The 24,969-nt window shown below is 72.5% G+C and carries 20 protein-coding genes and 1 pseudogene; 7 read left to right on the top strand and 14 right to left on the bottom strand.

Features of this window, described 5'->3' with window-relative positions:
* Positions 1–243: 243 nt before the first annotated feature.
* Entirely contained in the window at positions 244–1,938 is a 1,695-nt protein-coding gene (locus ACZ60B_RS34140) for a PucR family transcriptional regulator (RefSeq protein ID WP_469393993.1), read from the bottom strand.
* Between the two features lie 165 nt (positions 1,939–2,103).
* Positions 2,104–4,533, bottom strand: coding sequence for a type IV secretory system conjugative DNA transfer family protein (locus ACZ60B_RS34135; RefSeq protein ID WP_469393991.1), 2,430 nt, complete (start codon positions 4,531–4,533; stop codon positions 2,104–2,106).
* A 268-nt stretch (positions 4,534–4,801) separates the two neighbouring features.
* Here ACZ60B_RS34135 and gabT point away from each other — a divergent pair, with 268 nt between their 5' ends.
* The gene (gene gabT / locus ACZ60B_RS34130; protein WP_469393988.1) at positions 4,802–6,136 is read left to right on the top strand and encodes a 4-aminobutyrate--2-oxoglutarate transaminase; all 1,335 of its coding nucleotides are present in this window, start codon (positions 4,802–4,804) and stop codon (positions 6,134–6,136) included.
* Positions 6,137–6,612: 476 nt separating this feature from the next.
* Positions 6,613–7,368: a phosphatase PAP2 family protein gene (locus ACZ60B_RS34125; protein ID WP_469393986.1), complete on the top strand. Its 756-nt coding sequence runs from the start codon at positions 6,613–6,615 to the stop codon at positions 7,366–7,368.
* On the opposite strand, the gene ACZ60B_RS34120 is transcribed toward ACZ60B_RS34125, so the two are convergent.
* The 7 genes from ACZ60B_RS34120 to ACZ60B_RS34090 all read right to left on the bottom strand — a co-directional run bounded on the left by ACZ60B_RS34120 (position 7,365) and on the right by ACZ60B_RS34090 (position 15,256).
* The gene (locus tag ACZ60B_RS34120) at positions 7,365–7,817 is read right to left on the bottom strand and encodes a bifunctional DNA primase/polymerase (protein WP_469393984.1); all 453 of its coding nucleotides are present in this window, start codon (positions 7,815–7,817) and stop codon (positions 7,365–7,367) included. The genes ACZ60B_RS34125 and ACZ60B_RS34120 overlap by 4 nt on opposite strands.
* Before the next feature lie 150 nt (positions 7,818–7,967).
* Positions 7,968–9,386 carry an NAD(P)/FAD-dependent oxidoreductase gene (locus tag ACZ60B_RS34115; RefSeq protein ID WP_469393982.1) on the bottom strand — a complete coding sequence of 473 codons (1,419 nt, stop codon included), beginning with the start codon at positions 9,384–9,386 and terminating at the stop codon, positions 7,968–7,970.
* Positions 9,387–9,436: 50 nt separating this feature from the next.
* Entirely contained in the window at positions 9,437–10,237 is an 801-nt protein-coding gene (locus tag ACZ60B_RS34110) for an ABC transporter permease (RefSeq protein WP_469393980.1), read from the bottom strand.
* A complete protein-coding gene (locus tag ACZ60B_RS34105; protein ID WP_469393978.1) occupies positions 10,238–11,167 on the bottom strand; it encodes an ABC transporter permease in 930 nt (309 codons plus the stop codon).
* Positions 11,167–12,336: an ABC transporter ATP-binding protein gene (locus tag ACZ60B_RS34100; protein ID WP_469394017.1), complete on the bottom strand. Its 1,170-nt coding sequence runs from the start codon at positions 12,334–12,336 to the stop codon at positions 11,167–11,169. The genes ACZ60B_RS34105 and ACZ60B_RS34100 overlap by 1 nt, the downstream gene beginning before the upstream one ends.
* Positions 12,337–12,341: 5 nt before the next feature.
* On the bottom strand, positions 12,342–13,589 hold the full coding sequence (locus ACZ60B_RS34095) for an ABC transporter substrate-binding protein (RefSeq protein ID WP_469393976.1): 1,248 nt from the start codon (positions 13,587–13,589) through the stop codon (positions 12,342–12,344).
* Between the two features lie 122 nt (positions 13,590–13,711).
* A complete protein-coding gene (locus ACZ60B_RS34090) occupies positions 13,712–15,256 on the bottom strand; it encodes a gamma-aminobutyraldehyde dehydrogenase (protein WP_469393974.1) in 1,545 nt (514 codons plus the stop codon).
* Between the two features lie 220 nt (positions 15,257–15,476).
* Here ACZ60B_RS34090 and ACZ60B_RS34085 point away from each other — a divergent pair, with 220 nt between their 5' ends.
* Positions 15,477–16,061, top strand: coding sequence for an NADAR family protein (locus ACZ60B_RS34085; protein WP_469393972.1), 585 nt, complete (start codon positions 15,477–15,479; stop codon positions 16,059–16,061).
* Positions 16,062–16,127: 66 nt separating this feature from the next.
* Here ACZ60B_RS34085 and ACZ60B_RS34080 read toward each other — a convergent pair whose 3' ends face one another.
* On the bottom strand, positions 16,128–17,102 hold the full coding sequence (locus ACZ60B_RS34080; RefSeq protein ID WP_469393970.1) for a hypothetical protein: 975 nt from the start codon (positions 17,100–17,102) through the stop codon (positions 16,128–16,130).
* 98 nt (positions 17,103–17,200) lie between these two features.
* Here ACZ60B_RS34080 and ACZ60B_RS34075 point away from each other — a divergent pair.
* The 3 genes and pseudogenes from ACZ60B_RS34075 to ACZ60B_RS34065 all read left to right on the top strand — a co-directional run bounded on the left by ACZ60B_RS34075 (position 17,201) and on the right by ACZ60B_RS34065 (position 20,383).
* Positions 17,201–18,330, top strand: a pseudogene (locus ACZ60B_RS34075) (adenosine deaminase).
* A gap of 19 nt (positions 18,331–18,349) precedes the next feature.
* Positions 18,350–19,057: a glycerophosphodiester phosphodiesterase gene (locus ACZ60B_RS34070; protein WP_469393968.1), complete on the top strand. Its 708-nt coding sequence runs from the start codon at positions 18,350–18,352 to the stop codon at positions 19,055–19,057.
* Between the two features lie 159 nt (positions 19,058–19,216).
* Entirely contained in the window at positions 19,217–20,383 is a 1,167-nt protein-coding gene (locus ACZ60B_RS34065) for a serine hydrolase domain-containing protein (RefSeq protein ID WP_469393966.1), read from the top strand.
* On the opposite strand, the gene ACZ60B_RS34060 is transcribed toward ACZ60B_RS34065, so the two are convergent.
* The gene (locus ACZ60B_RS34060; RefSeq protein WP_469393963.1) at positions 20,376–20,897 is read right to left on the bottom strand and encodes a hypothetical protein; all 522 of its coding nucleotides are present in this window, start codon (positions 20,895–20,897) and stop codon (positions 20,376–20,378) included. The genes ACZ60B_RS34065 and ACZ60B_RS34060 overlap by 8 nt on opposite strands.
* A gap of 95 nt (positions 20,898–20,992) precedes the next feature.
* Between ACZ60B_RS34060 and ACZ60B_RS34055 the strand changes: the two genes are divergently transcribed.
* The gene (locus ACZ60B_RS34055) at positions 20,993–21,472 is read left to right on the top strand and encodes a winged helix-turn-helix transcriptional regulator (RefSeq protein ID WP_469393961.1); all 480 of its coding nucleotides are present in this window, start codon (positions 20,993–20,995) and stop codon (positions 21,470–21,472) included.
* 49 nt (positions 21,473–21,521) lie between these two features.
* Here ACZ60B_RS34055 and ACZ60B_RS34050 read toward each other — a convergent pair whose 3' ends face one another.
* The 3 genes from ACZ60B_RS34050 to ACZ60B_RS34040 form a co-directional block, all read right to left on the bottom strand.
* A complete protein-coding gene (locus ACZ60B_RS34050; protein ID WP_469394015.1) occupies positions 21,522–22,712 on the bottom strand; it encodes a polyamine ABC transporter substrate-binding protein in 1,191 nt (396 codons plus the stop codon).
* 134 nt (positions 22,713–22,846) lie between these two features.
* Positions 22,847–24,061 (bottom strand): sensor histidine kinase, encoded by a 1,215-nt coding sequence (locus tag ACZ60B_RS34045; RefSeq protein ID WP_469393959.1) that lies wholly within the window; start codon positions 24,059–24,061, stop codon positions 22,847–22,849.
* Positions 24,058–24,714, bottom strand: coding sequence for a response regulator transcription factor (locus ACZ60B_RS34040; RefSeq protein ID WP_469393957.1), 657 nt, complete (start codon positions 24,712–24,714; stop codon positions 24,058–24,060). Before ACZ60B_RS34040 ends, ACZ60B_RS34045 begins: the two co-directional genes overlap by 4 nt.
* Positions 24,715–24,969 lie beyond the last annotated feature (255 nt).

The raw sequence follows: 24,969 nt of genomic DNA, 5'->3' as shown, positions 1-24,969 counted from the left end.
GGCTCCCCGCGGACTTCCCGGCCTCGGGACCGCCTCGGGCCCGGACGAGCCGGCTGCCCGCGGATGTGGCCGCCCCGGTACGGCCTCGGGTCCGGACCGGTCGAGGTCCGGCCGGATCATCAGGCCCCGGACGAGCCGCCGGGCTCCCCGCGGACTTCCCGGCCTCGGGACCGCCTCGGGCCCGGACGAGCCGGCTGCCCGCGGATGTGGCCGCCCCGGTACGGCCTCGGGTCCGGGGCGGGCTCAGGTCCGGGGCGGGGTGGGTTCCGGGCCCGCCGTTGCCTTCAGGGCCAGCCAGAGCTCCATCCGTACGTCCGGGTCGTCCAGCGAGCGGCCGAGGATCTCCTCCACCCGCCGCATCCGGTACCGCAGGGTGTGCCGGTGCACGCCCAGGTCCGCCGCCGCCGCGTCCCACTGCCCGTGCCGGGACAGCCAGGCCCGCAGTGAGGCGACGAGGTCGCCGCGGCCGGTCGCGTCGTGCTCGTGCAGCGGCCGCAGCAGCCCGTCCGCGAACGCCTTCACCGCGTCGTCGGCGAGCAGCGGGACCACGGACCCCGCGGCGAGCTGTTCGTGCTCGACGAAGACCCGTCCGCGCCGCCGGGCCACGGACAGCGCCTGTTCGGCCTGCTTGTAGGCCGCCCCGGCCGCGATCGGCCCGGCCGGCGCGGACAGCCCCACGACGAGCTCGTCCTCCTCACCGCCGGCCGCCTGCTCGCGCGTCCCCGCGGCCCGCGCCGCCTCCAGCGCCGTCGCGTACTCCCCGCACGCCGCCACGGCCGCGCCCCCGTCCACCGCCAGCACCACCAGCCGCTCCCCCTGCGGGACGACGAGGACGGCCTCCCCGGCGCGCGCGGCGGCGGACTCGGCGGTCTCGGCCAGCCCGCCCAGCGGATCGCCGCCCGCCTCGGCGGCCACCAGCGCGGCCGCCGAGGGCTTGGCGGCGGCCACGCTCGCGGCCGGGTCGGACTGCGTGCGCGCGAGCGCGGCGGAGGCGGACGCCGACTCGGCGACGATGACCCGGAAGGGCGCGTCGAGCAGCCCGCCGTAAAGGTCTCCAGCGACCGCGCGGGCGTGGTCCGGCTCCCCGGCCAGCAGCATGCGCAGCACGGCCGCGCCGACCCGCTGCTCCGCGGCGTGCAGCGAGCGGGAGCGCTCGGTGGTGAGGGTGAGCAGCGCGATGGCCGAGTGGACGGCGTACCGCTCGGCGGTGCCGAGCGCGGCGGCCGTGCCCACGGCGAGCGCCGCCCGCGGGCGGCGGCCGGTGCCGAGCGAGTGGAGTTCGACGCGGTCCTCGTTGCCGGGGCCGCCGACCACGGAGGAGGCCGGGGCGGGCCGCTCGCGCAGCCGCTCCACGTCCGCGGTGAGCCGCGCGGCCCGGCGCAGCGCCCACTCCGGCGCGGTGGCGACGACGGCGCCCGAGGCGTCGTACAGCGCGGCCCAGCCGTCGACCTGCGCGGCGAGGGCGGCGAGCAGGCCCTCGGGGCCGGAGCTCAGGGTCTGCCGGGTCAGCTCGCGCTGGGCGGCGAAGCCCGCGGTCACGGCCCGGTACTGGTCGGCGGCGATCGCCGCGGAGACGGCCTTGCTGATGGCCAGGAACGGCGTGCGGCGCGGCACCTCCAGCAGCGGCAGTCCCTCCTGCTCGGCCGCGTCGACCAGCGCCTTGGGGATCTCGTCGTAGTTGACCCCGACGGCGAAGCCGAGCCCCACCACCCCGGCGCCCGCGAGCCGCTTGACGTACCGCAGCATCGCCTCCGGATCCTCCGCGTCCAGGGTCAGCGCGGTGATCAGCAGCAGCTCCCCGCCCTCCATGTACGGGACGGGGTCGGCGAGCTCGCTGACGTGTGCCCACCGGACGGGCACGTCCAGGCGCTCCTCCCCCGCCCGCACGGTCAGCTTGAGTGCGGAGTGGTGGACGAGCGAGGCGAGCGTAGGGGGCATGAGGCCTTCAGGTCTGTGGGTCCGGTCCGGCGCCGTCCGTACGGGTCCGGGCGGCTCCGGTGGTCACCGCGACCTTTTGGCCGCCGCGTATGAACAACCTATGCCGATTCTGCCTCACCGTACGGTCATCGTGTGACCGTACGTTCACAGATGTGGCCCGGCGGCTCAGCGGCCCCGCGCCGCCCGTCCGTCGCCCAGCTCCACCAGCAGCGGCGGCGCGTGATCGCCCTCGACGGTGGTGAGCGACAGCACCGCGTGCCCCGGGGGCACCCCGTGCGCGAGTTCGGACGCCGACCAGCGCTCCCGTTCGACCTTGCGCACGGTCACCGCTTCCGTGGTCACCGCCTTGCCCGTCACCAGCTTGCGCAGCGCGTGGATGGCGCGGGTCATCGGCTGGTCCGCGAAGACGGTGTGCTGGGCCACCTCCCGCGTCTCCACCCACTCGGTGCCCCAGGCGGCGGCGAACCTGCTGCCGTCCCAGGTGGTCACCCCGGACAGGGCCAGCCGGCAGCCGACCGCGCCGTACAGCGGCCCGTGCAGGGCCTCGGGGACGTCGGCGACGGTACGCAGCGCGAACACCACGCCCGCGTTCTGCGAGCGCAGCCCCTGCGTCCGGCGTACGGACCCGGCGGTGACCGCGCCGGTCGCGTCGTCGAGGACGAGCCCGGCGAAGTGCGCCCGGCCGGTGTCGCGGACGACCGCGGCGAACTGGGCCAGCACGAGCCGGGTGATCAGCCGGGACGCCTCCTCGTGCCCGTGCTCGGGCAGGTCGACGCGGACCCGCAGCGGATGGTGGGCCACCGCGCGCAGCGAGAACGGACGGATCGTGGCGTCGCCCGCACCGAAGAAGTCGGCGAAGGCCGGCCGGTCCAGCAGGGCGAGCCGGTCGGCGAGGGCCGGGGCCGGGTCGGCGGGGGTGCCGGCCTGCCGCAGCCGGGCGTCGAGCTCCCGGCGCATCGCGAGGTGCCGCTCGTCCGCGAGCGCCTCGCGCAGGGCCGCCAGCGCCGTGGGCTCCCCCTCCAGCAGTTCCCGCAGCACGGGCAGGGACGGGAACGCGCCGTGGGCCGCCCGGTACGGCCCGAGCAGCTGGGCCAGCGCCGTGGCGGCCCGCTGGGCGCCCACGGTGTCGAGGTCGCCCGCCAGTGCCTCGGCGAGGAGGCCGGCGGCGTCGTCGGGATCGTCGGACTCGGCATAGGGGTCCAGGTCGTGGACGGACGCGGGGTCGCCGATCCGCACCACGACGTCGAACGCCGAGTCCGGGCCGAGCGGCGTCCCGGCCGCGCAGACGGCGACCACGGCGCACCGGCCGGTGAGCGCCTGGAGGGCGAGGGACTCGACCACGGGGGCGATCACGTGCCGGGTCTTGCCCGACCCCGACGGTCCGACGACGAGGAGCGAGGTGCCGAGCGTCTCCGGGCCGAGGGCCGCGCCCGCCCCGCCGTAGGCCGGCGGGGTGCGGTCGCCGCCGGCCCACCGTCCGATCCGCACCTGTCCCGCGAGCAGGTCGTGCCGGGCGCCGCGGCCGGGCAGGTCGCGGGCGCCGGAGGGGTGGGTGAGGGCGGCGGCGCCCTGGCGCAGCACGGCGTCGGTGAAGGCCGCGAGCCGCGCCAGGCTCCTGGCCCGGGTCCAGGCGTGCGCGAGCCGGGCGCAGTCCACGTCGTTCATCCGGCCGGCCCGCACCTCGGCGGTGAGGACGTCCGCCGCCTCGTGCTGCCCGGCGGCACGCAGTTCGGGCCAGGACGCCCGGGACTCGTCGGGGGCCGGCTGCGGGGCCGGGCCCGCCTTGGTGCCGCCGCGGGCGGCGAGCCGGGTGCGCAGCAGCAGCCACCAGCCGCCGATCCTGGCGAAGGGCCACAGGACGAGCAGGGTGATCAGGGCGTAGAGGGCGTCCGTGGTCAGCGCCGAGGTGAAGACGTCGTAGCCGCCGGTGATCAGGACGACGAGGGAGAACAGGGGGTCCACGACGGGCAGCGCGTCCCAGCCGACGCCGAAGGCGCCCGGGAAGACGAAGCTCAGCGTGACCAGCGCGCCCAGGGCCGCGAGCAGGGCGCGCGCGGGCTGCCCGCGCCGGGTGACCAGGTGCCGGACGATGTCGCCCCAGCTGCCCAGCCGCCCCATGGCGTACACCAGCACGGCGAAGAAGACGCCGTCGTAGACCACCCTGGCCTCGGCGCCGTCCATGCCCCGGGGGGAGGCCAGGGTGCCGCCCCACCACCAGTCGTCCGGGGTGAACAGCCGCAGCAGCGCCCACTGGTACGGCAGGGTGCCGCGGCGCCACAGGGACCACAGGAGCAGCGCGACGACCAGCGGGACCAGCACGCCGACGACGGTGACCGGGGCCAGTCGCTGCGCGGCACGGGCCGCCTTGGGCAGGCGGTATCCGAGCCGCCAGATGCCGGGCCGGGCGTCCGGCCGGGGCGCGTCCAGCCAGTCGGCGACGGCCGGCCGGGGCCGCGCGCCCGGCTCCGGGGCGCGCGCGGGCGGTGGCGGCACCGTCGGCCTGGCCGGCGCGGCCGGCACCTCCGGTGGTCCGGCCGGGCGCGGCACAGGATTCGCATGCGTGCCCCGCGCGTCCTGCGTCCCGTCGCTGTCCATCGCCGTTGCCCCCTGACCAGCCGCTCCGTCCACCATCAGCGAGTCAATCTAACGCCCCCGCAAGGGGAGTTCACCGCTTACCCGGCCGGACCTCGGCAATGCCCCCGGGGGCCTGCTATGTCCACGGCGGACAACCGGCGCCACGGAAAACGCCCACATGGAGCATGCCCACCCCGCCCTCCCCGTCCTAGCCTGCGAGAAAAGAGGTAAGCGTCCGAAAACGCCCGCCCGGATTCTCCGGTTTCGCAAGATCTTCAGGGAGCCCCCCATGACCGCACTTCCGCAGGAGCGCCGCGTCGTCACCGCCATCCCCGGCCCGAAGTCGCAGGAGCTTCAGGCCCGCCGTCTGGCCGCGGTCGCGGCCGGCGTGGGTTCCACGCTCCCTGTCTTCACCGCCCGCGCGGGCGGCGGCATCATCGAGGACGTCGACGGCAACCGCCTCATCGACTTCGGCTCCGGCATCGCCGTGACCTCGGTCGGCGCCTCCGCCGAGGCCGTCGTGCGCCGCGCCTCCGCGCAGCTCGCCGACTTCACCCACACCTGCTTCATGGTCACGCCCTACGAGGGTTACGTGGCGGTCGCCGAGGCCCTCGCCGAGCTCACCCCGGGTGACCACGCCAAGAAGTCCGCGCTGTTCAACAGCGGCGCCGAGGCCGTCGAGAACGCCGTCAAGATCGCCCGCGCCTACACCAAGCGCCAGGCGGTCGTCGTGTTCGACCACGGCTACCACGGCCGGACCAACCTGACCATGGCCCTGACCGCGAAGAACATGCCGTACAAGCACGGTTTCGGCCCGTTCGCGCCCGAGGTCTACCGGGTGCCGGTCGCGTACGGCTACCGCTGGCTGACCGGCCCGGAGAACGCCGGCGCCGAGGCCTCCGCGCAGGCCATCGACATGATCAACAAGCAGATCGGGGCGGAGAACGTCGCCGCGATCATCATCGAGCCGGTGCTCGGCGAGGGCGGCTTCATCGAGCCGGCCAAGGGCTTCCTGCCCGCCATCAGCAAGTTCGCCAAGGACAACGGCATCGTCTTCGTCGCGGACGAGATCCAGTCCGGCTTCTGCCGCACCGGTCAGTGGTTCGCGTGCGAGGACGAGGGCATCGTCCCGGACCTGATCACCACCGCCAAGGGCATCGCGGGCGGTCTGCCGCTCGCCGCCGTCACCGGCCGCGCCGAGATCATGGACGCCGCGCACGCGGGCGGCCTGGGCGGCACCTACGGCGGCAACCCGGTGGCCTGCGCGGGTGCGCTCGGCGCCATCGAGACGATGAAGGAGCTCGACCTCAACGCCAAGGCGAAGAACATCGAGGCGGTCATGAAGGCGCGCCTGACCGCCATGGCCGAGAAGTTCGACATCATCGGCGATGTCCGCGGCCGTGGCGCGATGATCGCCATCGAGCTGGTCAAGGACCGGGCCACCAAGGAGCCGCACCCGGAGGCGGCCGCCGCGCTCGCCAAGGCCTGCCACCAGGAGGGCCTGCTGGTCCTGACCTGTGGCACCTACGGCAACGTGCTGCGCTTCCTGCCCCCGCTGGTCATCGGCGAGGACCTCCTCAACGAGGGTCTCGACATCATCGAGCAGACCTTCACGCGCATCTGAGCCCACCTCCCGCACGTCTGTCGGGACGAAACGGCAGAGCGTGTGAAGAACGTGTGCGAGGTGGATGGCAGGGCCCGGTTCCGTCTGTCCCGGGGGGATCCGCTGCCGTAGGTTCTCTTCAGATGAGAGATACACCCCCACCCACAGGGGACTGTGGGTGATCTCGGGCCGGGGCCTCCCCAGCTTCGACCTGGTCGTGCCCCAGCGCACACAACCGGGGCCCCGGCTCCGGATTTCCTCACCGATCGGACAGTCGCCCGCCCCAGACCCCCCGGGGCGCGCGGCCTGCCGATCCGGACGGCCGCCTCGGAACCACCCCCCCTTGTTCCGGGGCGGCCGACCTGCGTTCGGCCACCGGGCCGACGCGACCACGCGCCACCCGACCGCCCCGCTCGCCTCCGTGAGCGGGGCGGTCCGCGTCGTCCCGGAGCCGCGGTGTTCCCGTGCTCCGCCTCGCACCTGGCAGGGTGGAGCCCATGCCGACCCGCCCGGACCCCCAGCACGAGTGCGTTCCCGCGCCACCGACCGTCGCAGGACCGCCCACCGTCGCGACGGCGCCCGCCGTCGCGACAGCGCCGCCCGGACGACGACCGCGCCCACTGCTGCTGCTCGTGCCCGGGGTACCGACGCTGCTGTTCGCGCTCATCACCTGGCAGGTCCTCGTCGACGGTCCGCTGCTGCGGGTGGACGAACGGGTCAGCCACGCCCTGATCCGTCCCGACCGCCTCGGCGAGCTGCTCTCCGACCTCGGCGGCGTCCCGGTCGCGGTGCCCGTCCTGGCCCTGGTCGCGGCCTACGCCGCCCGGGCGGGCCGGGCCGCCGGCACACCCCGCTGGTGGCTGCCGCCGCTGGCCGCGGCCGTGCTGCTGGTCCTGGTCCCGGCGATCGTCGTACCGCTCAAGGAATGGACCGCCCGCACGGGCACCCCGGCCGTGCCGCCCGCGGTCGGCTACTACCCCTCCGGCCACACCGCCACCGCCGCCGTCGCCTACGGCGCCGCGACCCTGCTGCTCCTGCCCCTGCTGCGCCCCGGCCCGGCCCGCCGCGCGCTGGTCGGCGGCTGCCTCGTCCTGGTGCTCGGTGTGGGCTTCGGCCTGGTCCGGCGCGGTTACCACTGGCCGCTGGACGTCGTGGCGAGCTGGTGCCTGGGTACGGTGCTGCTCTTCGCGCTGTGGCGCTTCCTGCTCCGGCTGTCCGCGGAGAGCACCCGTCGGCAGCGGCGGGAACGCTAACCGCCCTCCTCCATCGCCAGCCCCGCCGCCGCCTCGTGCATCGCCAGTTCCAGGAGGGTCGGGTCGGTGAGGGTGCCGGTGCCGTCCGGCGGTACCAGCCAGCGGACCTTGCCGGTGGACCGGCCCGGATACGGCACGACGATCCAGCTTCCGGCGCCGACCGTACGGATGCCGGTGCCGAGCCAGCGGGCCGCGGTGCCGGGCGGCACCAGGAAGCCGACGCGCGCGTCGCCGAAGTCGGCCAGCACCGGACCCGGCTGGTCGAGGATGCGGGTGAGCACGTCGAGCGTCGGAAGGCCGAGCTCGCCCGGCAGGATCAGTACGTCCCAGGCCTTGCCGGCCGGCAGCAACGCGATCCCTCGGGGGTTGCGCTCCCACTCGAAGCGGCAGGCCTCGGGGTCGGGTGCGACGGATGCCAGCCAGTCGACGGCCGTCTTCGCGCCGGTCATGAGAGGACCTCCCCGTGTCTCGTGGACGCTGTCGCGTCACGAGGGAGAGGGAGGTCCCCCGTCGGCATTACGCGGGTTGCGGCTCCCCGAAGGAGTGAACCGGGTCATACCCGCCGGTCGGCCCGCACCCGGTGACCGGCGTACCGCCGGTCAGCTGTCGAAGCCGAGACCCAGCCGGTCCATCGTCCTCAGCCACAGGTTGCGCCGGCCGGCGTGCGCGTCGGCCCGGGCCAGCGACCACTTGGTGAGCGCGATCCCGGTCCAGGCGAACGGCTCGGGCGGGAAGGGCAGCGGCTTCTTGCGCACCATCGCCAGCTCCGTGCGCTCGGTCCGCTCACCCGCCAGCAGGTCCAGCATCACGTCCGCGCCGAACCGGGTCGCTCCGACGCCCAGACCCGTGAAGCCGGCCGCGTAGGCGACCTTCCCCTGGTGGGCCGTGCCGAAGAAGGCCGAGAAGCGCGAGCAGGTGTCGATCGCGCCGCCCCACGCGTGGGTGAAGCGGACGCCCTCCAACTGCGGGAAGCAGGTGAAGAAGTGCCCGGCGAGCTTGGCGTACGTCTCCGGCCGGTCCTCGTACTCGGCGCGGACCCGGCCGCCGTAGTGGTGGATGGCGTCGTAGCCGCCCCACAGGATCCGGTTGTCCGCCGACAGCCGGAAGTAGTGGAACTGGTTCGCCGAGTCCCCGAGGCCCTGCCGGTTCTTCCAGCCGACCGACGCGAGCTGCGCGTCGGTCAGCGGCTCGGTCATCAGCGCGTAGTCGTAGACCGGCACCGTGTACGACCGTACCCGCTTGACCAGGCTCGGGAAGATGTTCGTACCCAGCGCGACCCGGCGGGCGCGGACCTCGCCGTACGGGGTGCTGACGGCCATGCCGGCGCCGTACGGCTTCAGGGTCAGGGCGGGGGTGTGCTCGTAGATCCGTACGCCCGACTCGGCGCAGGCCTTCTTCAGGCCCCAGGCCAGCTTGGCCGGGTCGACCATGGCCACGCCCCGGCGGTCCCACAGGCCGGCCTGGAAGGTCGGCGAGGCGACCTGCTCGCGCACCGCGTCGGCGTCCAGGAACTCGATGCCGTCGGCGAGGCCCTTGCGCTCCAGCTCCGTGTACCAGTCGCGCAGCTCCCACGCCTGGTACGTCTCGGTGGCGACGTCGATCTCGCCGGTGCGCTCGAAGTCGCAGTCGAGGGAGTAGCGGGCGACCGCCTTCTCGATCTCGTCGAGGTTGCGGGCGCCCAGCTCCTCCAGCTTGTGGATCTCGTCCGGCCAGCGGGTGAGGCCGTTGGGCAGGCCGTGCGTGAGGGAGGCGGCACAGAAGCCGCCGTTGCGGCCCGAGGCGGCCCAGCCCACCTCACGGCCTTCCAGCAGCACCACGTCGCGGTGCGGATCGCGTTCCTTGGCGATCAGCGCGGTCCACAGTCCGCTGTAGCCGCCGCCGACGACCAGCAGGTCGCAGGTCTCGGCGCCGGTGAGCGCGGGCTCGGGGTGGGGCTTGCCGGGGTCTTCGAGCCAGTACGGGACCGGCTGTGCTTCGGAAAGAGATTTTGTCCACCGGGTCATGGCGCTTGGGGCCATGATTTCAACTCCCTACGAAGGGTCTGGCGAATTGGATTTCTTGAGAAGGCTTATGCCTTCTGCCTGCTGCGGCGGTTTCCGATGAGCATGGAAACCAGGACGAACAGTACGGCGAGCAGGAACATGGCCGTACCGATGACGTTGATCTGGACGGGCGTACCGCGCTGCGCCGAACCCCAGACGAACATGGGGAACGTGACGGTCGAGCCCGCGTTGAAATTGGTGATGATGAAATCGTCGAAGGAGAGCGCGAAGGACAGCAACGCGCCGGCCGCGATTCCGGGGGCCGCGATGGGCAGGGTGACCCGCAGGAACGTCTGCGCCGGTCCGGCGTAGAGGTCCTGGGCCGCCTGCTCCAGGCGCGGGTCCATCGACATCACGCGCGCCTTGACCGCGGTGACGACGAAGCTGAGGCAGAACATGATGTGGGCGATCAGGATCGTCCAGAAACCGAGCTGGGCGCCCATGTTGAGGAACAGGGTGAGCAGCGAGGCGGCCATGACGACCTCGGGCATCGCCATCGGCAGGAAGATCAGCGAGTTCACCGCGCCGCGGGCGCGGAAGCGGTAGCGGACCAGCGCGAAGGCGATCATCGTGCCCAGGACGGTGGCGCCGACCGTCGCCCAGAAGGCGATCTGGAGGCTGAGCGACAGCGAGCCGCACATGTCGGCGACGCCGCACGGGTCCTTCCAGGCGTCCGTGGAGAACTGCTGCCACTGGTAGTTGAAGCGGCCCTTCGGTTTGTTGAAGGAGAACACCGTGACGACGATGTTCGGCAGCAGCAGATAGGAGAGCGTCAGCAGTCCCGCGATGACCACGAGATGGCGCTTGAGCCAGTTGACGAAGGGCATTTAGACCAGATCCTCCGTCCCGGACCTGCGGATGTAGAAGGTGACCATGAGGAGAATCGCGGCCATGAGGATGAAGGACAGCGCCGCGGCCGTCGGATAGTCGAGAATGCGCAGGAACTGCGTCTGGATGACGTTTCCGATCATGCGGGTGTCGGTGGAGCCGAGCAGTTCGGCGTTGACGTAGTCGCCGGCCGCCGGGATGAAGGTCAGCAGCGTGCCGGAGACCACCCCGGGCATCGACAGCGGGAAGGTGACCTTGCGGAAGGTCGTGATCGGCTTGGCGTACAGATCGCCCGCCGCCTCGTGGAGGCGTCCGTCGATGCGCTCCAGCGAGGTGTAGAGCGGCAGGATCATGAACGGCAGGAAGTTGTACGTCAGACCGCAGACCACCGCCAGCGGGGTGGCCAGTACGCGGTCGCCGGCCGTCCAGCCGAGCCAGCTGGTGACGTCCAGGACGTGCAGCGTGTTCAGGGCGCCGACGACCGGGCCGCCGTCCGCGAGGATCGTCTTCCAGGCGAGGGTGCGGATCAGGAAGCTGGTGAAGAACGGCGCGATCACCAGGATCATGATCAGGTTGCGCCAGCGGCCCGCGCGGAAGGCGATCAGGTACGCCAGCGGATAGCCCAGCACCAGGCACAGCACGGTGGCGGCGCCCGCGTAGAAGACCGATCGCAGGAACTGCGGCCAGTACTCGCTCAGCGCGTCCCAGTAGGTCGCGAAGTGCCAGGTGACCTTGTAGCCCTCTTCCAGGGAGCCCGTCTGCACGGAGGTGGAGCCCTGGTAGATCATCGGCAGCGCGAAGAAGACGACGAGCCACAGGAGTCCGGGCAGCAGCAGCCAGTACGGGACGAGGCGGCCCCGCTTCTTCGGCGGCTTCGGGTCGGGCTGCGGCGCGAGCGGTGGCGCCTCGGCCTCGGTGACGGTTGCCATCAGGCGGCCTCCTCCTCGGCCGTCTCGACACCGGCGGAGCCCGTCGTCCCAGCAAGCAGGGACTGTGCGGCGTCGAGACCGAAGGTGTGCGCCGGGTTCCAGTGCAGGACGACCTCGGCGCCGGGGGCGAGCCGGGAGTCGCGGTCGATGTTCTGGACGTAGACCTCGAACTCGGGGCAGACGGGGCTGTCGATGACGTACTGCGTGGAGACCCCGATGAAACTGGACTGCGCGATCCTGCCGGTGACGCGGTTGCGGCCGTCGGGTATCTCGTCCGCCTCGTCGGCGTGGACGAGGGAGATCTTCTCCGGGCGGACACCGACGAGGACCTTGCCGCCGGTCGTCGTGGGCGCGGAACAGCGCGCCTCGGGCAGGACGAGCCTGCCGCCGCCGGCCTTCAGGACGATCTCGGCGCCGGACTTGGCGTCGACCTCGGCCTCGATGAGGTTGGAGGTGCCGAGGAAGTTCGCGACGAACGTCGTCTGCGGGTTCTCGTACAGGTCGGCGGGCGAGCCGAGCTGCTCGACCCGGCCCGCGTTCATCACCGCGACCGTGTCGGCCATGGTCATGGCCTCCTCCTGGTCGTGGGTGACGTGGACGAAGGTGATGCCCACCTCGGTCTGGATCCGCTTGAGCTCCAGCTGCATCTGACGGCGCAGTTTGAGGTCGAGGGCGCCGAGCGGCTCGTCGAGCAGCAGCACCTTGGGGTGGTTGATCAGCGCGCGGGCGACCGCGACGCGCTGCTGCTGGCCGCCGGAGAGCTGGTGGGGTTTCTTGCGCGCCTGCTCGCCGAGCTGGACCAGGTCGAGCATCTCCTCGACCTGCTTCTTGACGCTCTTGATCCCGCGCCGGCGCAGGCCGAAGGCGACGTTCTCGAAGATGTCCAGGTGCGGGAAGAGGGCGTACGACTGGAAGACGGTGTTCACCGGCCGCTTGTACGGCGGCAGGTGCGTCACCTCCTGGTCGCCGAGGTGCACGGTGCCGGAGGAAGGTTCCTCCAGACCGGCGATCATGCGCAGGGTGGTGGTCTTGCCGCAGCCCGAGGCGCCGAGCAGCGCGAAGAAGGAGCCCTGCGGCACGGTCAGGTCGAGCGGGTGCACGGCGGTGAAGGAGCCGTAGGTCTTGCTGATCCCGGTGAGGCGGACGTCGCCGCTGGTTTCTGTCGTCATCATCGTCACGCCCCTGTGAGCTTCGCGAACTTCTCTTCGTAGGCCGTCTCTTCCTTCTGGCTCAGCGCGCGGAAGGAGTGGGACCTGGCCTGCATGGCCTTGTCGGGGACGATCAGCGGGTTGTTCGCCGCGTCCTCGTCGATCTTGGCAAGGTAGGACTTCACGCCTTCGACCGGAGTCGCGTAGTTGATGTACGCGGCGAGCTCGGCGGCCTGCTCCGGCTCGTAGTAGAAGTCGATCAGCCGCTCGGCGTTCGTCTTGTGACGCGCCTTGTTGGGGACCAGCAGGTTGTCGGTCGACGTCATGTAGCCGCTGTCGGGGATGACGAAGTCGACGTCCGGGCTGTCGTTCTTGAGCTGGACGATGTCGCCCGCCCAGGCCACACAGGCCGCGATGTCGCCCTTGGTCAGGTCCGACGTGTAGTCGTTGCCGGTGAAGCGGCGGATCTGGCCGTTGTCGACGGCCTTCTGGAGCCGGGCTATGGCGGCGTCGAAGTCGTCGTCGGTGAACTTGGCCGGGTCCTTGCCCATGTCCAGCAGGGTCATGCCCATGGTGTCGCGCATCTCGGACAGGAAGGAGACGCGGCCCTTGAGCTTGGGGTTGTCGAGGAGGTCGGAGACCGACTTCACCTCGATCCCGTCGAGCGCCTTCTTGTTGAAGGCGACGATGGTGGGGATGCCCTGCCACGGGTACGAGTAGGCGCGGCCCGGGTCCCAGTCGGGGTTGCGGAACTGCGGCGACAGGTTGGTGAAGGCGTGCGGCAGGTTCGAGGGGTCCAGCTTCTGCACCCAGCCCAGGCGGATCACGCGCGCGGCCAGCCAGTCGGTGAGGACGACCAGGTCGCGGCCGGTGTCCTGGCCCGCGGCGAGCTGCGGCTTGATCTTGGCGAAGAACTCGTTGTTGTCGTTGATGTCCTCGGTGTACTTGACCGAGATGCCGGTCCGCTTGCGGAACGTCTCCAGCGTCGGGTGGTGCTTGCCGCTGTCGTCGAGGTCGATGTACTCGGTCCAGTTGGAGAAGCTGAGGGTCTTCTCCGTGGCCGAGTGGTCCTCTGCCGAGGTGCCGCCCTGTGTCTTGCCGGCCGCGGGGATCCCGCAGCCGCTCAGCGCCCCGAGTCCGCCGATCGCGAACGCGCCGCCCGCGGAGGCGCGCAGCAGCGACCGGCGGGTCATGGCTGCCCTGCCGTTGCGGAGACTGCGCCGCATGGCGGCCGTCTGGGCCGGGGTCAGGCGGTCGGGCTCGTACTGCTCCATGCGCGTGGTGCCCTTTCGGGAGGATGGGCGGCCGCGGGTCAGGCGGCCTGGTTTCTCACTCGGCGGCGGCCGGACGTCTCGGGTGTCCGGCCGCCGCGTATCCGGCTACCGCCGGGCGGCGGTCACGGCCGGTCCCCGAAGACGGTGCGGTGCCAGTCCTTCCCGGCTACCGCGGTGTTGTCGAACATGACGTGCTTGACCTGGGTGTATTCCTCGAACGAGTACGCGGACATGTCCTTGCCGAAGCCGGACTGCTTGTATCCGCCGTGCGGCATCTCACTGATGATCGGAATGTGGTCGTTGACCCACACGCAGCCCGCCTTGATCTCACGGGTGGCCCGGTTCGCCCGGTAGACGTCCCGGCTCCACGCCGAGGCGGCAAGGCCGTACGGGGTGTCGTTGGCCAACCGGAGGCCCTCATCATCACTGTCGAACGGCAGAACGACCAGTACCGGACCGAAGATCTCCGACTGGACGATCTCACTGTCCTGCGCGGCGTCCGCGACAAGGGTGGGTCGATAGTACGCGCCGTGCGCGAGATCCCCCTCGGGAACCTCACCACCGGTGACCACGCGCGCGTAGGCGCGCGCCCGGTCGACGAACCCGGCGACGCGGTCGCGCTGGACGTGCGAGATCAGCGGACCGAGGTCGGTGCCGGGGGCGAACGGGTCGCCGAGCCGTACGGTCTCCATCAGCTCGGCCGTGCGCGCGACGAACGCCTCGTAGAGCGGGCGTTGCACGTACGCGCGCGTGGCGGCCGTGCAGTCCTGGCCGGTGTTGATGAGGGCGCCCGCGACGGCGCCGTTGGCGGCGGCCTCCAGGTCGGCGTCGTCGAAGACGACGAAGGGGGCCTTGCCGCCCAGCTCCAGGTGGATCCGCTTGACGGTGGCGGTCGCGATCTCGGCGACCCGCTTGCCGACGGCGGTGGAACCGGTGAAGGAGGTCATCGCCACGTCGGGGTGGGCGACGAGGTGCTCGCCCGCCTCCCGGCCGGTGCCGGTGACGATGTTGACGACCCCGTCCGGCAGTCCGGCGTCGGTCGCCGCCTGGGCGAAGAGCAGCGCGGTCAGCGGGGTGAGCTCGGCCGGCTTCAGCACGATGGTGTTGCCCGCGGCGATCGCCGGGAGGATCTTCCAGGCGGCCATCTGGAGCGGATAGTTCCAGGGCGCGATGGAGCCGACCACGCCGATCGCCTCACGACGGACGTACGACGTGTGGTCGCCGGAGTACTCGCCCGCGGACTGCCCCTGGAGATGCCGGGCGGCACCGGCGAAGAAGGCCGTGTTGTCGATGGTCCCCGGGACGTCGAACTCGCGGGTCAGCTTGAGCGGCTTGCCGCACTGGAGCGACTCGGCGCGCGCGAATTCCTCGGCGCGCTCGGCGAGTACGGCGGCGAAGCGGTGCAGCGCCTCGGAGCGTTCGCCGGGCGTGGCGCCGGACCAGCCGGGGAACGCCTCGCGTGCGGCGGCGACGGCCGCGTCCACGTCGTCGGGTCCGGCCAGTTCGTAGGTGTAGACCTCCTCACCGGTGGCGGGGTCGACGACCGCGTGGGTGCGGCCGGAGGTGCCCTTCGTCAGACGGCCGGCGATGAACTGCGCACCGTCCGCCAGGCGTTCCTGGGCGGGAAACCGGTCCGGGGCGGCGTTGGCTGTGCCCGGGTTCTGCATGTCGCTCTCCTCCGCCGTCGGCCCGCTCGTACCGGTGGTACGGGGGGCGGGTGGCGTAGCTCCAGCTCGATTTGAGTGCCGATCCTGACAGAGCAAAAGGACTCCAACAAGTGATTCCGTTGTTGCCTTTTGGTTACGCGACGAAATCTGTCGACCAGGTGTCGAGTCGACGCGGAAAAGGAAGGACGGAGTGTCAGTGGCACCTGCCAGACTCGCGTGCATGGGGAAGATCGATTCTTGGGAGACCCTGGTCAGCGAGGTCCACGCGGGGGCGAGGATCAGGTACTTGCGGTTCTGGGGCCACCGCCCCCGGCCCGACGGCCGGCTCGGGGCGAGCTGTCTGAGTCAGTGGTGGCCGTCACCGTTCGTGGTCGACGGGATCGTCTACGCGACCGCCGAGCACTGGATGATGGCCGGCAAGGCACGGCTCTTCGGCGACCCGGAGGCGGAGCGGCTCGTGCTGGCCGCCGGGCACCCCGCGCAGGCGAAGAAGGCCGGGCGCCTGGTACGCGGCTTCGACGACTCGGTGTGGGAACGAGAGCGGTTCCGGATCGTGGTCGAGGGCAGCGTCCACAAGTTCGGCTCCGACGCCGGGCTGCGGGGCTTTCTGCTGGGCACGGGCGACCGCGTCCTGGTGGAGGCGAGCCCGGTCGACCGGATCTGGGGCATCGGCCTCGCCGCGGACGACGAGGCGGCGGCGGACCCGCGGCGGTGGCGGGGCCCGAACCTGCTGGGATTCGCGCTGATGGAGGCCCGGGAACGGATACGGGCGCAGGGGATCACGGAAACGGGCGCGGGGGCGTAGGGGCAGCCGAGGCAGAGGGGCACAAGGGCCCCCGCCCCGCCCCGTCCCGCCTCACCCCGCCCGGGTTCAGGGGGCGACGAACATCAGGACGATCATTCCGATGCCGAGGAAGATGCCCGCAACGCCGCAGATGGCACCGGCCAGGGCCTGGCCCCCGTTCGTGGCCTCGCCCCGGTTGGCCTTCCTGCGGCCGATCACGCCGAAGATCAGTCCGAGGACGCCCATGATGATGGCGATCGGCCACAGGCAGAACACGACGGCCGACAGGATGCCCAGCACCAGACCGGCGGTGCCCATCCCGTTGTCCGCCATGGGCGGCATACCGGACCAGCCGTAGTAGCCGGGGAGGCCGCCGGTGCCCGGGGCCTGCGGTCCGGGGGCGCCGCCGTAGCCCGGCTGGCCCGGATAGCCGTAGCCACCGGGGTAGCCGTACGGCGTCTGCCCGGGGCCGTCGGGGGCGATGGGCGGCGGCGGGACCGGCTCGCCGCCCTGGGCCGGAGGTGCGAAGGGGTTGCCGGGGGCGCCGGCCGGACCGGCCGTCCATGCGTTGGGGTAGGGCGGCGGATAGGCGCCGACCGGACCGCCGGGCCCGGCCGGGGAGGGAGCGGCCGGGGAGGGCGGGGCGAACGGACCGGCCCACGGCTGGTCCGTCCCGGCGCCGGGTGCGCCGTGGAGCGTGCCGCCCGGGCCGCCGAACGGCGCTCCGGGCGCCGTGGCGCTGCCCGCGTCCGGCATGGCCACGGCCGTCTGCCGGTCGTGGCCGGCCGGAGGGGCGGGAGCGGGCCAGTCGGGCGAGACGAGGGTGTGGCCGGGCCCGTCGCCCGCGGCCGGATCGGCGGGCGGTGCCCAGGGGTTCGGCGCGCCTGCCCCTGCGGCCCCGGAGTCCGTGGACGGCACCCCGTCCGTCGGCACGGCGTCCGCGGGTACGACGACCGCGGGCCGCTTGCCGAGGGACACCGGGGGGACCGGGACACCGGCCGGAACCGGTCCGGGTGCGGCCGCGTTCTCCGCTGTCTCCGGCGTCGACGCGTCGTCGGACATGCGCGGGGTCCCCTCTGTTGTACGTGCCGTCATGCTAAGGCCCTCGCTCCTGCGGCGGGGGCCCGGCCTACGATGATCCCCGAGTCGTCGATCAGCCGATCACCCGCGTCCCGCCCGGCGCCGCAGCGTCCGGGACGCCCGCCCCGGGGAGGACCCCATGACCACCCACGCCGACGCCGGACGCGACCCGCGTACCTCGCACGACCTGCACGCCTTCATCGCCGGACTGCCCAAGGCCGAGCTGCACGTGCACCACGTCGGCTCCGCCTCGCCCCGGATCGTCTCCGAACTCGCCGCCCGGCACCCCGACTCCAAGGTCCCCACCGACCCCGAGGCCCTGGCCGACTACTTCACGTTCACGGACTTCGCCCACTTCATCGACGTGTATCTGTCCGTCGTCGACCTGATCCGCACCCCGGAGGACGTCCGGCTGCTGACCTACGAGGTGGCCCGGGACCTGGCCCGGCAGCAGGTGCGCTACGCCGAGCTGACCATCACCCCGTTCTCCTCGACCCGCCGCGGTATCGACGAGGCCGCCTTCATGGACGCGATCGAGGACGCCCGCAAGGCGGCCGAGGCCGAGTTCGGGACCGTGCTGCGCTGGTGCTTCGACATCCCCGGCGAGGCGGGTCTGGAGTCGGCCGAGGAGACGGCCCGGCTCGCCACCGACGACCGGCTGCGGCCCGAGGGCCTGGTGTCCTTCGGGCTCGGCGGACCGGAGATCGGTGTGCCGAGGCCGCAGTTCAAGCCCTACTTCGACCGCGCGATCGCGGCCGGGCTGCACTCCGTACCGCACGCCGGCGAGACCACCGGGCCCGAGACGGTGTGGGACGCCCTGAACCACCTGGGCGCCGAGCGCATCGGCCACGGCACCAGCTCCGCCCAGGACCCCCGGCTGCTGGCCCACCTCGCCGAGCACCGCATCGCGCTGGAGGTGTGCCCGACCTCCAACATCGCCACCCGCGCGGTCCGCACGCTCGACGAGCACCCGATCAAGGAGTTCACCCGGGCCGGGGTCCTGGTCACGATCAACTCCGACGACCCGCCGATGTTCGGCACCGACCTCAACAACGAGTACGCCGTGGCCGCGCGGCTGCTGGACCTCGACGAGCGGGGCGTCGCCGACCTGGCGAAGAACGCCGTCGAGGCGTCCTTCCTCGACTCGGCGGGCAAGGCCCGGATCGCCGCCGAGATCGACGCCCACACCTCGGCGTGGCTCGTGCGCTGACTCGCGCACAATGGGGCCCATGCAGACCCTGACCGCCGTGGCCCACCGCGGCGACCCCTACCGCTTCCGTGAGAACACGGTCGACTCGCTGCGTTCCGCGCTCCAGCAGGGCGCGGACGCGGTCGAGTTCGACGTACGGCTCACCCGCGACGGCGTCCCCGTGCTGCTGCACGACGACACGCTGAAGCGGCTGTGGGGACACGACCGGCCGCTGCGTTCCCTGACCGCGGACGAGGTGCGCGCCCTGACCGCGGGCGGGGTGCCGACGCTCGCGGAGGCGCTGGCCGCGACGGACGGACTGCGGGTGATGATCGATCTGCCGGGCCTGGCCGGCCGCCGCTCGGCCCAGGCGGTCCTGGACGTCGTCCGCGGGTGCGGTGCGCGGGACCGCGCCTACTACTGCGCGGACGCCGAGGCGATGCTCGCCGTCCGGGCCGCCGACCCGGCCGCCGAGATCGCCCTGACCTGGACGTCCCTCGCGCCGCCGCGGCCCGCGTTGCTGGACGTCGTGCGCCCGCGGTGGCTCAACTACCGGTTCACCCTGGTGGATCGCGAGCTCGCCGCCCGGGTCCACCACGGCGGCCGGCTGCTCTCCGTCTGGACCCCCGACACCCGCCGCTCGATGCGCCGTCTGATCGACCTGGGCGTCGACTCCATCACCACCAACCGCATCGACGCCCTGCGCGCGCTGCGGGACGACAGGGGATACCGCCGCCCCTCCCCCTAGGGGAGACCACCCGGACAAGTCCCTTACGGGAAAGGCGAATCGGCCGGGACGAACCAGGGTCGGACGCCCTCCTCGGCGACGATCCGGCGGCCCGCGCACGGCACGAGGATGATCGCGAACCGCTCGCAGATCCGGCCTCGACCTCCTCAGGAGCATCCGATGCGCGCTCACCGCCGCACCCTCGCCCTCGCCGCCTCCGTCGCCCTCGCGCTGACGGCCGGCCCGCTGGCCGCTCCGGCCTTCGCCGCCCCGGCACCGACCACCTGGGCCTCCGTCACCGCCACCGCCACGACCGGCCCGGACGCCGAGGCGCTGCGCGCCGCGATCGCGGGTCTGCCGGACGCGGACGCCACCGCCGCGCTGGTCCGGATCGGCGGCACCGACGGCGCCTGGCGCGGCAGCGCGGGCGTGCACGACCTTGCGAGCGGCCGGGCGGCGGACCCGGACGCCCGCTTCCGGGCCGGTTCGACGACGAAGGTGGTGACGGCGGCGGTCGTGCTGAAGCTGGCCGCACAGGGCCGGATCGACCTGGGCACGCCCGTCCAGCACTATCTGCCCGGCCTGTTCACGCCCGACTTCGAGCCCATCACCGTACGGCAGTTGCTGAACCACACCAGCGGCATCCGGGCGGGCGACGGCTGGGGGGACTCGTTCGAGGAGCAGTACGCCCACCGCTTCGACACCCTGACCCCACGGCAGGTCGTGCGGTCGGCGGTGGCCAAGGGACCGGAGTTCCGCCCGGGGCACGGGCAGGACTACCTCAACATCAACTACACGGTGCTCGGCCTGCTGGTCGAGAAGGTGACGGGACACTCGTACGCCTCGGAGGCCACCCGGCTCGTGCTGCGTCCCGCCGGGATGCGGGACACGTACTTCCCCGGCACCGACCCCCGCATCCGGGGCCCGCACAACCACGGTTACCAGGCGGTGCGGCGGACGGACGGGACGACGGAGTTCGTCGACGTGACGGAGTGGAACCAGGCGGACCGCCGGGCGGCCGGGGACATGATCTCCACGACCGCCGATCTGGAGCGGCTGATCACCTCGCTGTTCCGGGGCCGGATCGTGCCCGGCCCCGAGCTGGCGGAGATGTTCACGGTCCCGTCCGGCATCCCGGGCGCCTCGTACAGCGCCGGGCTCCAGCGGTTCGAGTACCGGGGACAGGAGTACTGGCTCAAGTCCGGTGCCCGGTACGGCTACAGCACGGTCGTCGCCGCCACCCGCGACCTGAGCCGGACCGTGGTCTACTCGGTCGGCTCGACGGACGCCAAGGGCGAGGAGATGAACCCGGTGTCGCAGCGGATCGCCCTGGCCGCGCTCAAGTAGCGGGCACCGGGGCGGGGGTGGGGGTCAGCGCCTCCAGGAGCTTGATCCGCCTGCGCACGACGTACAGCGGGATCACTCCGAACACCCCGAAGGACATGTCGACGACCGTCCACCAGAAGGGGATCCCCCGCACCGGGCCGCAGATCAGCGCGAGCGGGATGATCCCGGCGCAGGCGATCATCCCGAACTCCACCACCCAGATGTTGCGTACGGGATCGCGGTACGGGCCGTAGAAGGCGACCGCGATGACGAGGTGCGCGAACGCGAGCCAGTCCGTGCCGTACAGCAGGAACGGGTACCGGGCGTCGGCGGTGTCCAGCCCGGTCCGCACCCGCTCGATCCAGTTCATGAGGGCGGGCAGGTGCTCCGGCACGGACAGGGCCCGCAACAGGTCCTCGGTCCAGCGGAGTTCGTGCACCAGGGGGAAGGCCGTGGCACCGCTGAGCACCAGGCAGACGACGAAGATGACCAGCCACACGCGAATGCCCTTCAGCAGGGCGGCTCTGTCGCTCATGGCCAGAGCGTACGCCTTTATTGAACATGTTCAAAAGCACCTCGGCGGCGATCCCCTTCTGGATGTCAATCTCGAAGTCTGCCTACGATGGCGGTATGACGTGGCTTGAGACGAGCACCGACAACTGCACGCTCCAGCGGACCCTGGACCTGGTCGGCGAGAAGTGGTCGCTGCTGGTCGTCCGGGACGCCATGAACGGCGTACGGCGCTTCGACGACTTCCGCCGGCACGTCGGTCTGTCCGAGAGCGTGCTGGCCGACCGGCTGCGGAAGCTGGTCGCCGCGGGGATCATGCGCACCGTCCCCTACAGCGAACCCGGCAGCCGCACCCGCCATGAGTACCGGCTGACCCGGAAGGGCTGGGAGCTGTGGCCCGCGATGATCGCCCTGAAGCAGTGGGGCGACCGCCACGCGGCGGACCCGGAGGGCAGCCCCCTGGAGGTCGTGCACCGCGAGTGCGGCGAGCCGGTGGAAGCCGTGGTCGTCTGCACGGCGGGACACGGCACGCTCGACCCGCCCCACGCCCGCACCCGCCCGGGCCCGGCCGCCCACTCCCTGGACCTGACCGACCGCTAGGACCCCGCGGCCAGGGGTTCCGCGGTCGAGGGCTCCGCGGCCGGCGCCGTCACAGCCCCGCGATCGCGTTCCACCGCTTGGCGAACTCCACGCGTTCCGCGGAGGTGATGTCCCGGGCGATCGCGAGCCGCTCGCGCATGGTCGCGTCGGGGAAGATCAGCGGGTTCTCCGCGAGGGCTGCGGTGTCCTCGTCGTCGGAGGCGGCCAGGACGTCCTGGGCAGCCGGGACCGGGCAGACGTAGTTCACCCAGGCCGCGAGCTCCGCGGCGACCTCGGGATCGTAGTAGAAGTCGATCAGCCGTTCGGCGTTCGCCTTGTGCCGGGCCAGGTTGGGGATCATCAGGGAGTCCGACCACAGCTCGGCGCCCGACTCGGGGACGACGAAGCGGATGTCGGGGTTGTCGGCCTGGAGCTGGATGACGTCGCCCGAGTACGCCTGGCAGGCCAGCACGTCCCCGCTGACCAGGTCCTTGGTGTAGTCGTTGCCGGTGAAGCGGCGTATCCGGCCCTGGTGCACGTACCGCTCGACCTGGTCGCAGACGGTGTGGAAGTCGTCGGCCGTCCACCGGGTGACGTCGACCCCGTTGCCCTGCATCAGCAGCGCGAACGACTCGTCGAGTCCGGACAGCAGGGTGACCCGGCCCTTCAGGTCGTCCGCCCACAGGTCGGAGACCTGGCGTATCTCGCGCCCCAGCCTGCGGCGGTCGTACGCGATGCCGGTGATGCCGGACTGCCACGGCACCGTGAACCTGCGGCCGGGGTCGAAGGCGGGCGAGCGCAGCAGCGGGTCGAGGTACTCGGCCACGCCGGGCTGGCGGGCCCGGTCCATCTCCTGCACCCAGCCGAGCCGGACGAACCGCGCGCACATCCAGTCACTGATGACGATCAGGTCGCGGCCGGTCGACTGGTGGTTCATCAGCGCGGGGCTGATCTTTCCGAAGAACTCGTCGTTGTCGTTGATCTCCTCGACGTAGTCGACGGAGATCCCCGTGTGCTTGCCGAAGGCCTTCAGCGTGGGCCGCACGGTCGTGTCGTCGTCGTCCGTGTCGATGTACAGCGGCCAGTTCGCCCAGGTCAGCCTCTTGTCCGAGCGGGAGAGGTCGGCGGCGGCCCGGTCGCCGGGCGCCACGTACGCGGCGGGCACACCGCAGCCGGCGAGTCCGCCCAGCAGCGCACCGCCGCCCAGCGCGCGCAGGAGGGTCCGACGGGCGACGGGCGAGGTGCCGCGAGGCAGAGACATGGGGGACATGAGCGACAGCATGCCTGTCCGGCGCGCGGCCGGACAATCGACGCTGCGTCGAGCTCGACGGCGCGGTCCCGACATCTTGTCGACCAAGGACGCCCCAGGTCGTCCCCCAGGTCCGGACCGGACGGTCAGCGGATCCGGCGGGCCGTCGCCACCTCTGGCCCGAGCGCGGCGACGGGCGGGGCGCCGGGACAGCGGGGCAGACCGACCTCGACCACCAGACCTCCCCGGGGCCGGGTCCGGGCCAGCACCCGGCCCCCGTGCGCGGCGACCACGGCCGCCACGATGGACAGGCCCAGGCCCAGTCCGTCCCGGCTGCGGACGCGCTCCGGACCCAGTCGCCGGAAGGGCTGGAACAGTCCCTCGGCCCGGTCGGCCGGGATCACCGGACCGCTGTTCTCGATCCGCAGCCCGGCCCGGCCGGCCGCGTCCACCCCTGTCCACACGCTGACCCAACCCTCTTCGTCCGCCGGGAGGTTGTGCCGTACGGCGTTCTCGGTGAGGTTGACCACCAGCCGCTCGACGAGTTGGGGGTCGCCGAGCACGGGGGCGGCCTCCAGGCGGGCCTCGACGCGCGGGCCCGACCGGGGCAGATGCTCCCGCACGATCGCCGCCAGGTCGACGAACTCACGTCGCTCCAGACCGCGTTGGCTGCGGGCCAGCGTCAACAGCGCCTCGATCAGCCGTTCCTGTTCCTGGCCGGCCGCCCGCACCCGCAGCAGCGCCGCCCGCAGGTCCGGGGCGCCGGCACCGGGGTCGGCGAGGGTCACGTCGACGATGGTCTGCTGGAGCGTGAGCGGGGTGCGCAGTTCGTGCGAGGCGTTGGCGACGAACTGCCGCTGTGCCTCGAACGCGCCCTCCAGCCGGGCGAGTACGTCGTCGAAGGTGTCCGCCACGGCCTTCAGCTCGTCGTCGGGCCCGGGTACGGCGAGCCGCTCGTGCAGGTTGTCGGCGGAGATCCGGCGGGCGGCGGCGGTCATGGTGCGCAGCGGCGCCAGTACCCGGCCGGCCATCAGCCAGCCGAGCACGAGCGAGACCAGCGCCATCACGGCGAGCGCGACGGCGCCCTCGACGAGGAGGTCGTGCAGCTGGCCCTCGTGCAGGATCTCGGCGACGGCGTCGATGGTCGCCGCCGGGGTTCCCGGGTCCGCCGGGTCGAAGGCGTCGCCCGAGACGCCGGGGCCCTGCACGGAGGTGACCGTCCTGGCGCCGGACTCGGAGTGGGCGGCGAGGAAGTAGACGAAGGCCAGCAGCAGCGCGCCGGCCGCCACGAACAGCGCACTGTAGAGAAGCGTCAGACGCCATCGGATACTGCGCGCGAACCACTGGGCGGAGCCGGTCACCGGATGCGGTACCCGGCCCGGTCCACCGTCTCGATCAGCGGTGGCTCCCCCAGTTTGCGGCGCAGTCTGCTGACGGTCACCTTGACGGTCTGGCTGAAGGGGTCGGCGGCCTCGTCCCACGCCCGCTCCAGGAGTTCCTCGGTGGACACGACCGCGCCCTGCGCGCAGAGCAGGAGTTCGAGCACGGCGAACTCCTTGGGGCTGAGCGGCAGCCGGAACCCGGCCCGGCTCGCCTCGCGCCGGGCCGGGTCGACCCGCAGTTCGCCGCGGACCAGCACCGGCGGCAGGGCGGGCTGCGCCCGGCGGGCCAACGCCCGGATCCGGGCGACCAGTTCGGCGAAGGCGAACGGCTTGGGCAGATAGTCGTCGGCGCCGAGCCCGAGCCCCGCGACCCGGTCGGCCACGGTGCCGGACGCGGTGAGCATCAGGACCCGGGCCCGTCCGCCGCCGGCCGCCAGCGTCCGGCACACCTGGTCGCCGTGGACCACGGGCAGGTCCCGGTCGAGCACGACGACGTCGTAGCCGTTGATCTCGGCACGCTCCAGGGCGGTCGAACCGTCGAGAGCGAGGTCGACGGCCATGCCCTCCCGGCGCAGCCCGGCGGCCACGGTCTCGGCGAGTTCCCGGTGGTCCTCGGCCAGCAGCACACGCATGGCGCCCAGTGTGGTGGGTCGCCGGTTACACGCGCGTAAGAGCGGCCGGTCCGCGGTGCGGACGGCGGGGCGTACGGCGGAGCGACCGCCGGCGGGGGCGACCGTCGGCGCGGACGGCGGGGGGTGGGCATCGGCGCGGACGGCGGGGGTGAATGTCGGCGCGGGCAGCCAGGGTGGCCGACCACACGGTTACGCCCGCGTAAGAGCGGCCGTTCCCGTGCCGTAACCGCCCACCCGGTTCCGTAGGCCGTGGCC

The sequence above is a fragment of the Streptomyces sp. NPDC104096 genome, from assembly GCF_055584385.1.
This window is presented reverse-complemented; position numbering and strand designations above follow the sequence as displayed.

What these genes read in the sequence shown, in the direction of transcription:
- ACZ60B_RS34095 (WP_469393976.1), bottom strand. Translation starts at nt 13,589, where the DNA reads ATGGAGCAGTACGAGCCCGACCGCCTGACCCCGGCCCAGACGGCCGCC.
- ACZ60B_RS34060 (WP_469393963.1), bottom strand. Translation starts at nt 20,897, where the DNA reads ATGAGCGACAGAGCCGCCCTGCTGAAGGGCATTCGCGTGTGGCTGGTC.
- ACZ60B_RS34110 (WP_469393980.1), bottom strand. Translation starts at nt 10,237, where the DNA reads ATGCCCTTCGTCAACTGGCTCAAGCGCCATCTCGTGGTCATCGCGGGA.
- ACZ60B_RS34140 (WP_469393993.1), bottom strand. Translation starts at nt 1,938, where the DNA reads ATGCCCCCTACGCTCGCCTCGCTCGTCCACCACTCCGCACTCAAGCTG.
- ACZ60B_RS34040 (WP_469393957.1), bottom strand. Translation starts at nt 24,714, where the DNA reads ATGCGTGTGCTGCTGGCCGAGGACCACCGGGAACTCGCCGAGACCGTG.
- ACZ60B_RS34065 (WP_469393966.1), top strand. Translation starts at nt 19,217, where the DNA reads ATGCGCGCTCACCGCCGCACCCTCGCCCTCGCCGCCTCCGTCGCCCTC.
- ACZ60B_RS34115 (WP_469393982.1), bottom strand. Translation starts at nt 9,386, where the DNA reads ATGGCCCCAAGCGCCATGACCCGGTGGACAAAATCTCTTTCCGAAGCA.
- ACZ60B_RS34055 (WP_469393961.1), top strand. Translation starts at nt 20,993, where the DNA reads ATGACGTGGCTTGAGACGAGCACCGACAACTGCACGCTCCAGCGGACC.
- ACZ60B_RS34080 (WP_469393970.1), bottom strand. Translation starts at nt 17,102, where the DNA reads ATGTCCGACGACGCGTCGACGCCGGAGACAGCGGAGAACGCGGCCGCA.
- ACZ60B_RS34070 (WP_469393968.1), top strand. Translation starts at nt 18,350, where the DNA reads ATGCAGACCCTGACCGCCGTGGCCCACCGCGGCGACCCCTACCGCTTC.
- ACZ60B_RS34085 (WP_469393972.1), top strand. Translation starts at nt 15,477, where the DNA reads ATGGGGAAGATCGATTCTTGGGAGACCCTGGTCAGCGAGGTCCACGCG.
- gabT (WP_469393988.1), top strand. Translation starts at nt 4,802, where the DNA reads ATGACCGCACTTCCGCAGGAGCGCCGCGTCGTCACCGCCATCCCCGGC.
- ACZ60B_RS34120 (WP_469393984.1), bottom strand. Translation starts at nt 7,817, where the DNA reads ATGACCGGCGCGAAGACGGCCGTCGACTGGCTGGCATCCGTCGCACCC.
- ACZ60B_RS34125 (WP_469393986.1), top strand. Translation starts at nt 6,613, where the DNA reads ATGCCGACCCGCCCGGACCCCCAGCACGAGTGCGTTCCCGCGCCACCG.
- ACZ60B_RS34090 (WP_469393974.1), bottom strand. Translation starts at nt 15,256, where the DNA reads ATGCAGAACCCGGGCACAGCCAACGCCGCCCCGGACCGGTTTCCCGCC.
- ACZ60B_RS34105 (WP_469393978.1), bottom strand. Translation starts at nt 11,167, where the DNA reads ATGGCAACCGTCACCGAGGCCGAGGCGCCACCGCTCGCGCCGCAGCCC.
- ACZ60B_RS34050 (WP_469394015.1), bottom strand. Translation starts at nt 22,712, where the DNA reads ATGTCTCTGCCTCGCGGCACCTCGCCCGTCGCCCGTCGGACCCTCCTG.
- ACZ60B_RS34135 (WP_469393991.1), bottom strand. Translation starts at nt 4,533, where the DNA reads ATGGACAGCGACGGGACGCAGGACGCGCGGGGCACGCATGCGAATCCT.
- ACZ60B_RS34100 (WP_469394017.1), bottom strand. Translation starts at nt 12,336, where the DNA reads ATGACGACAGAAACCAGCGGCGACGTCCGCCTCACCGGGATCAGCAAG.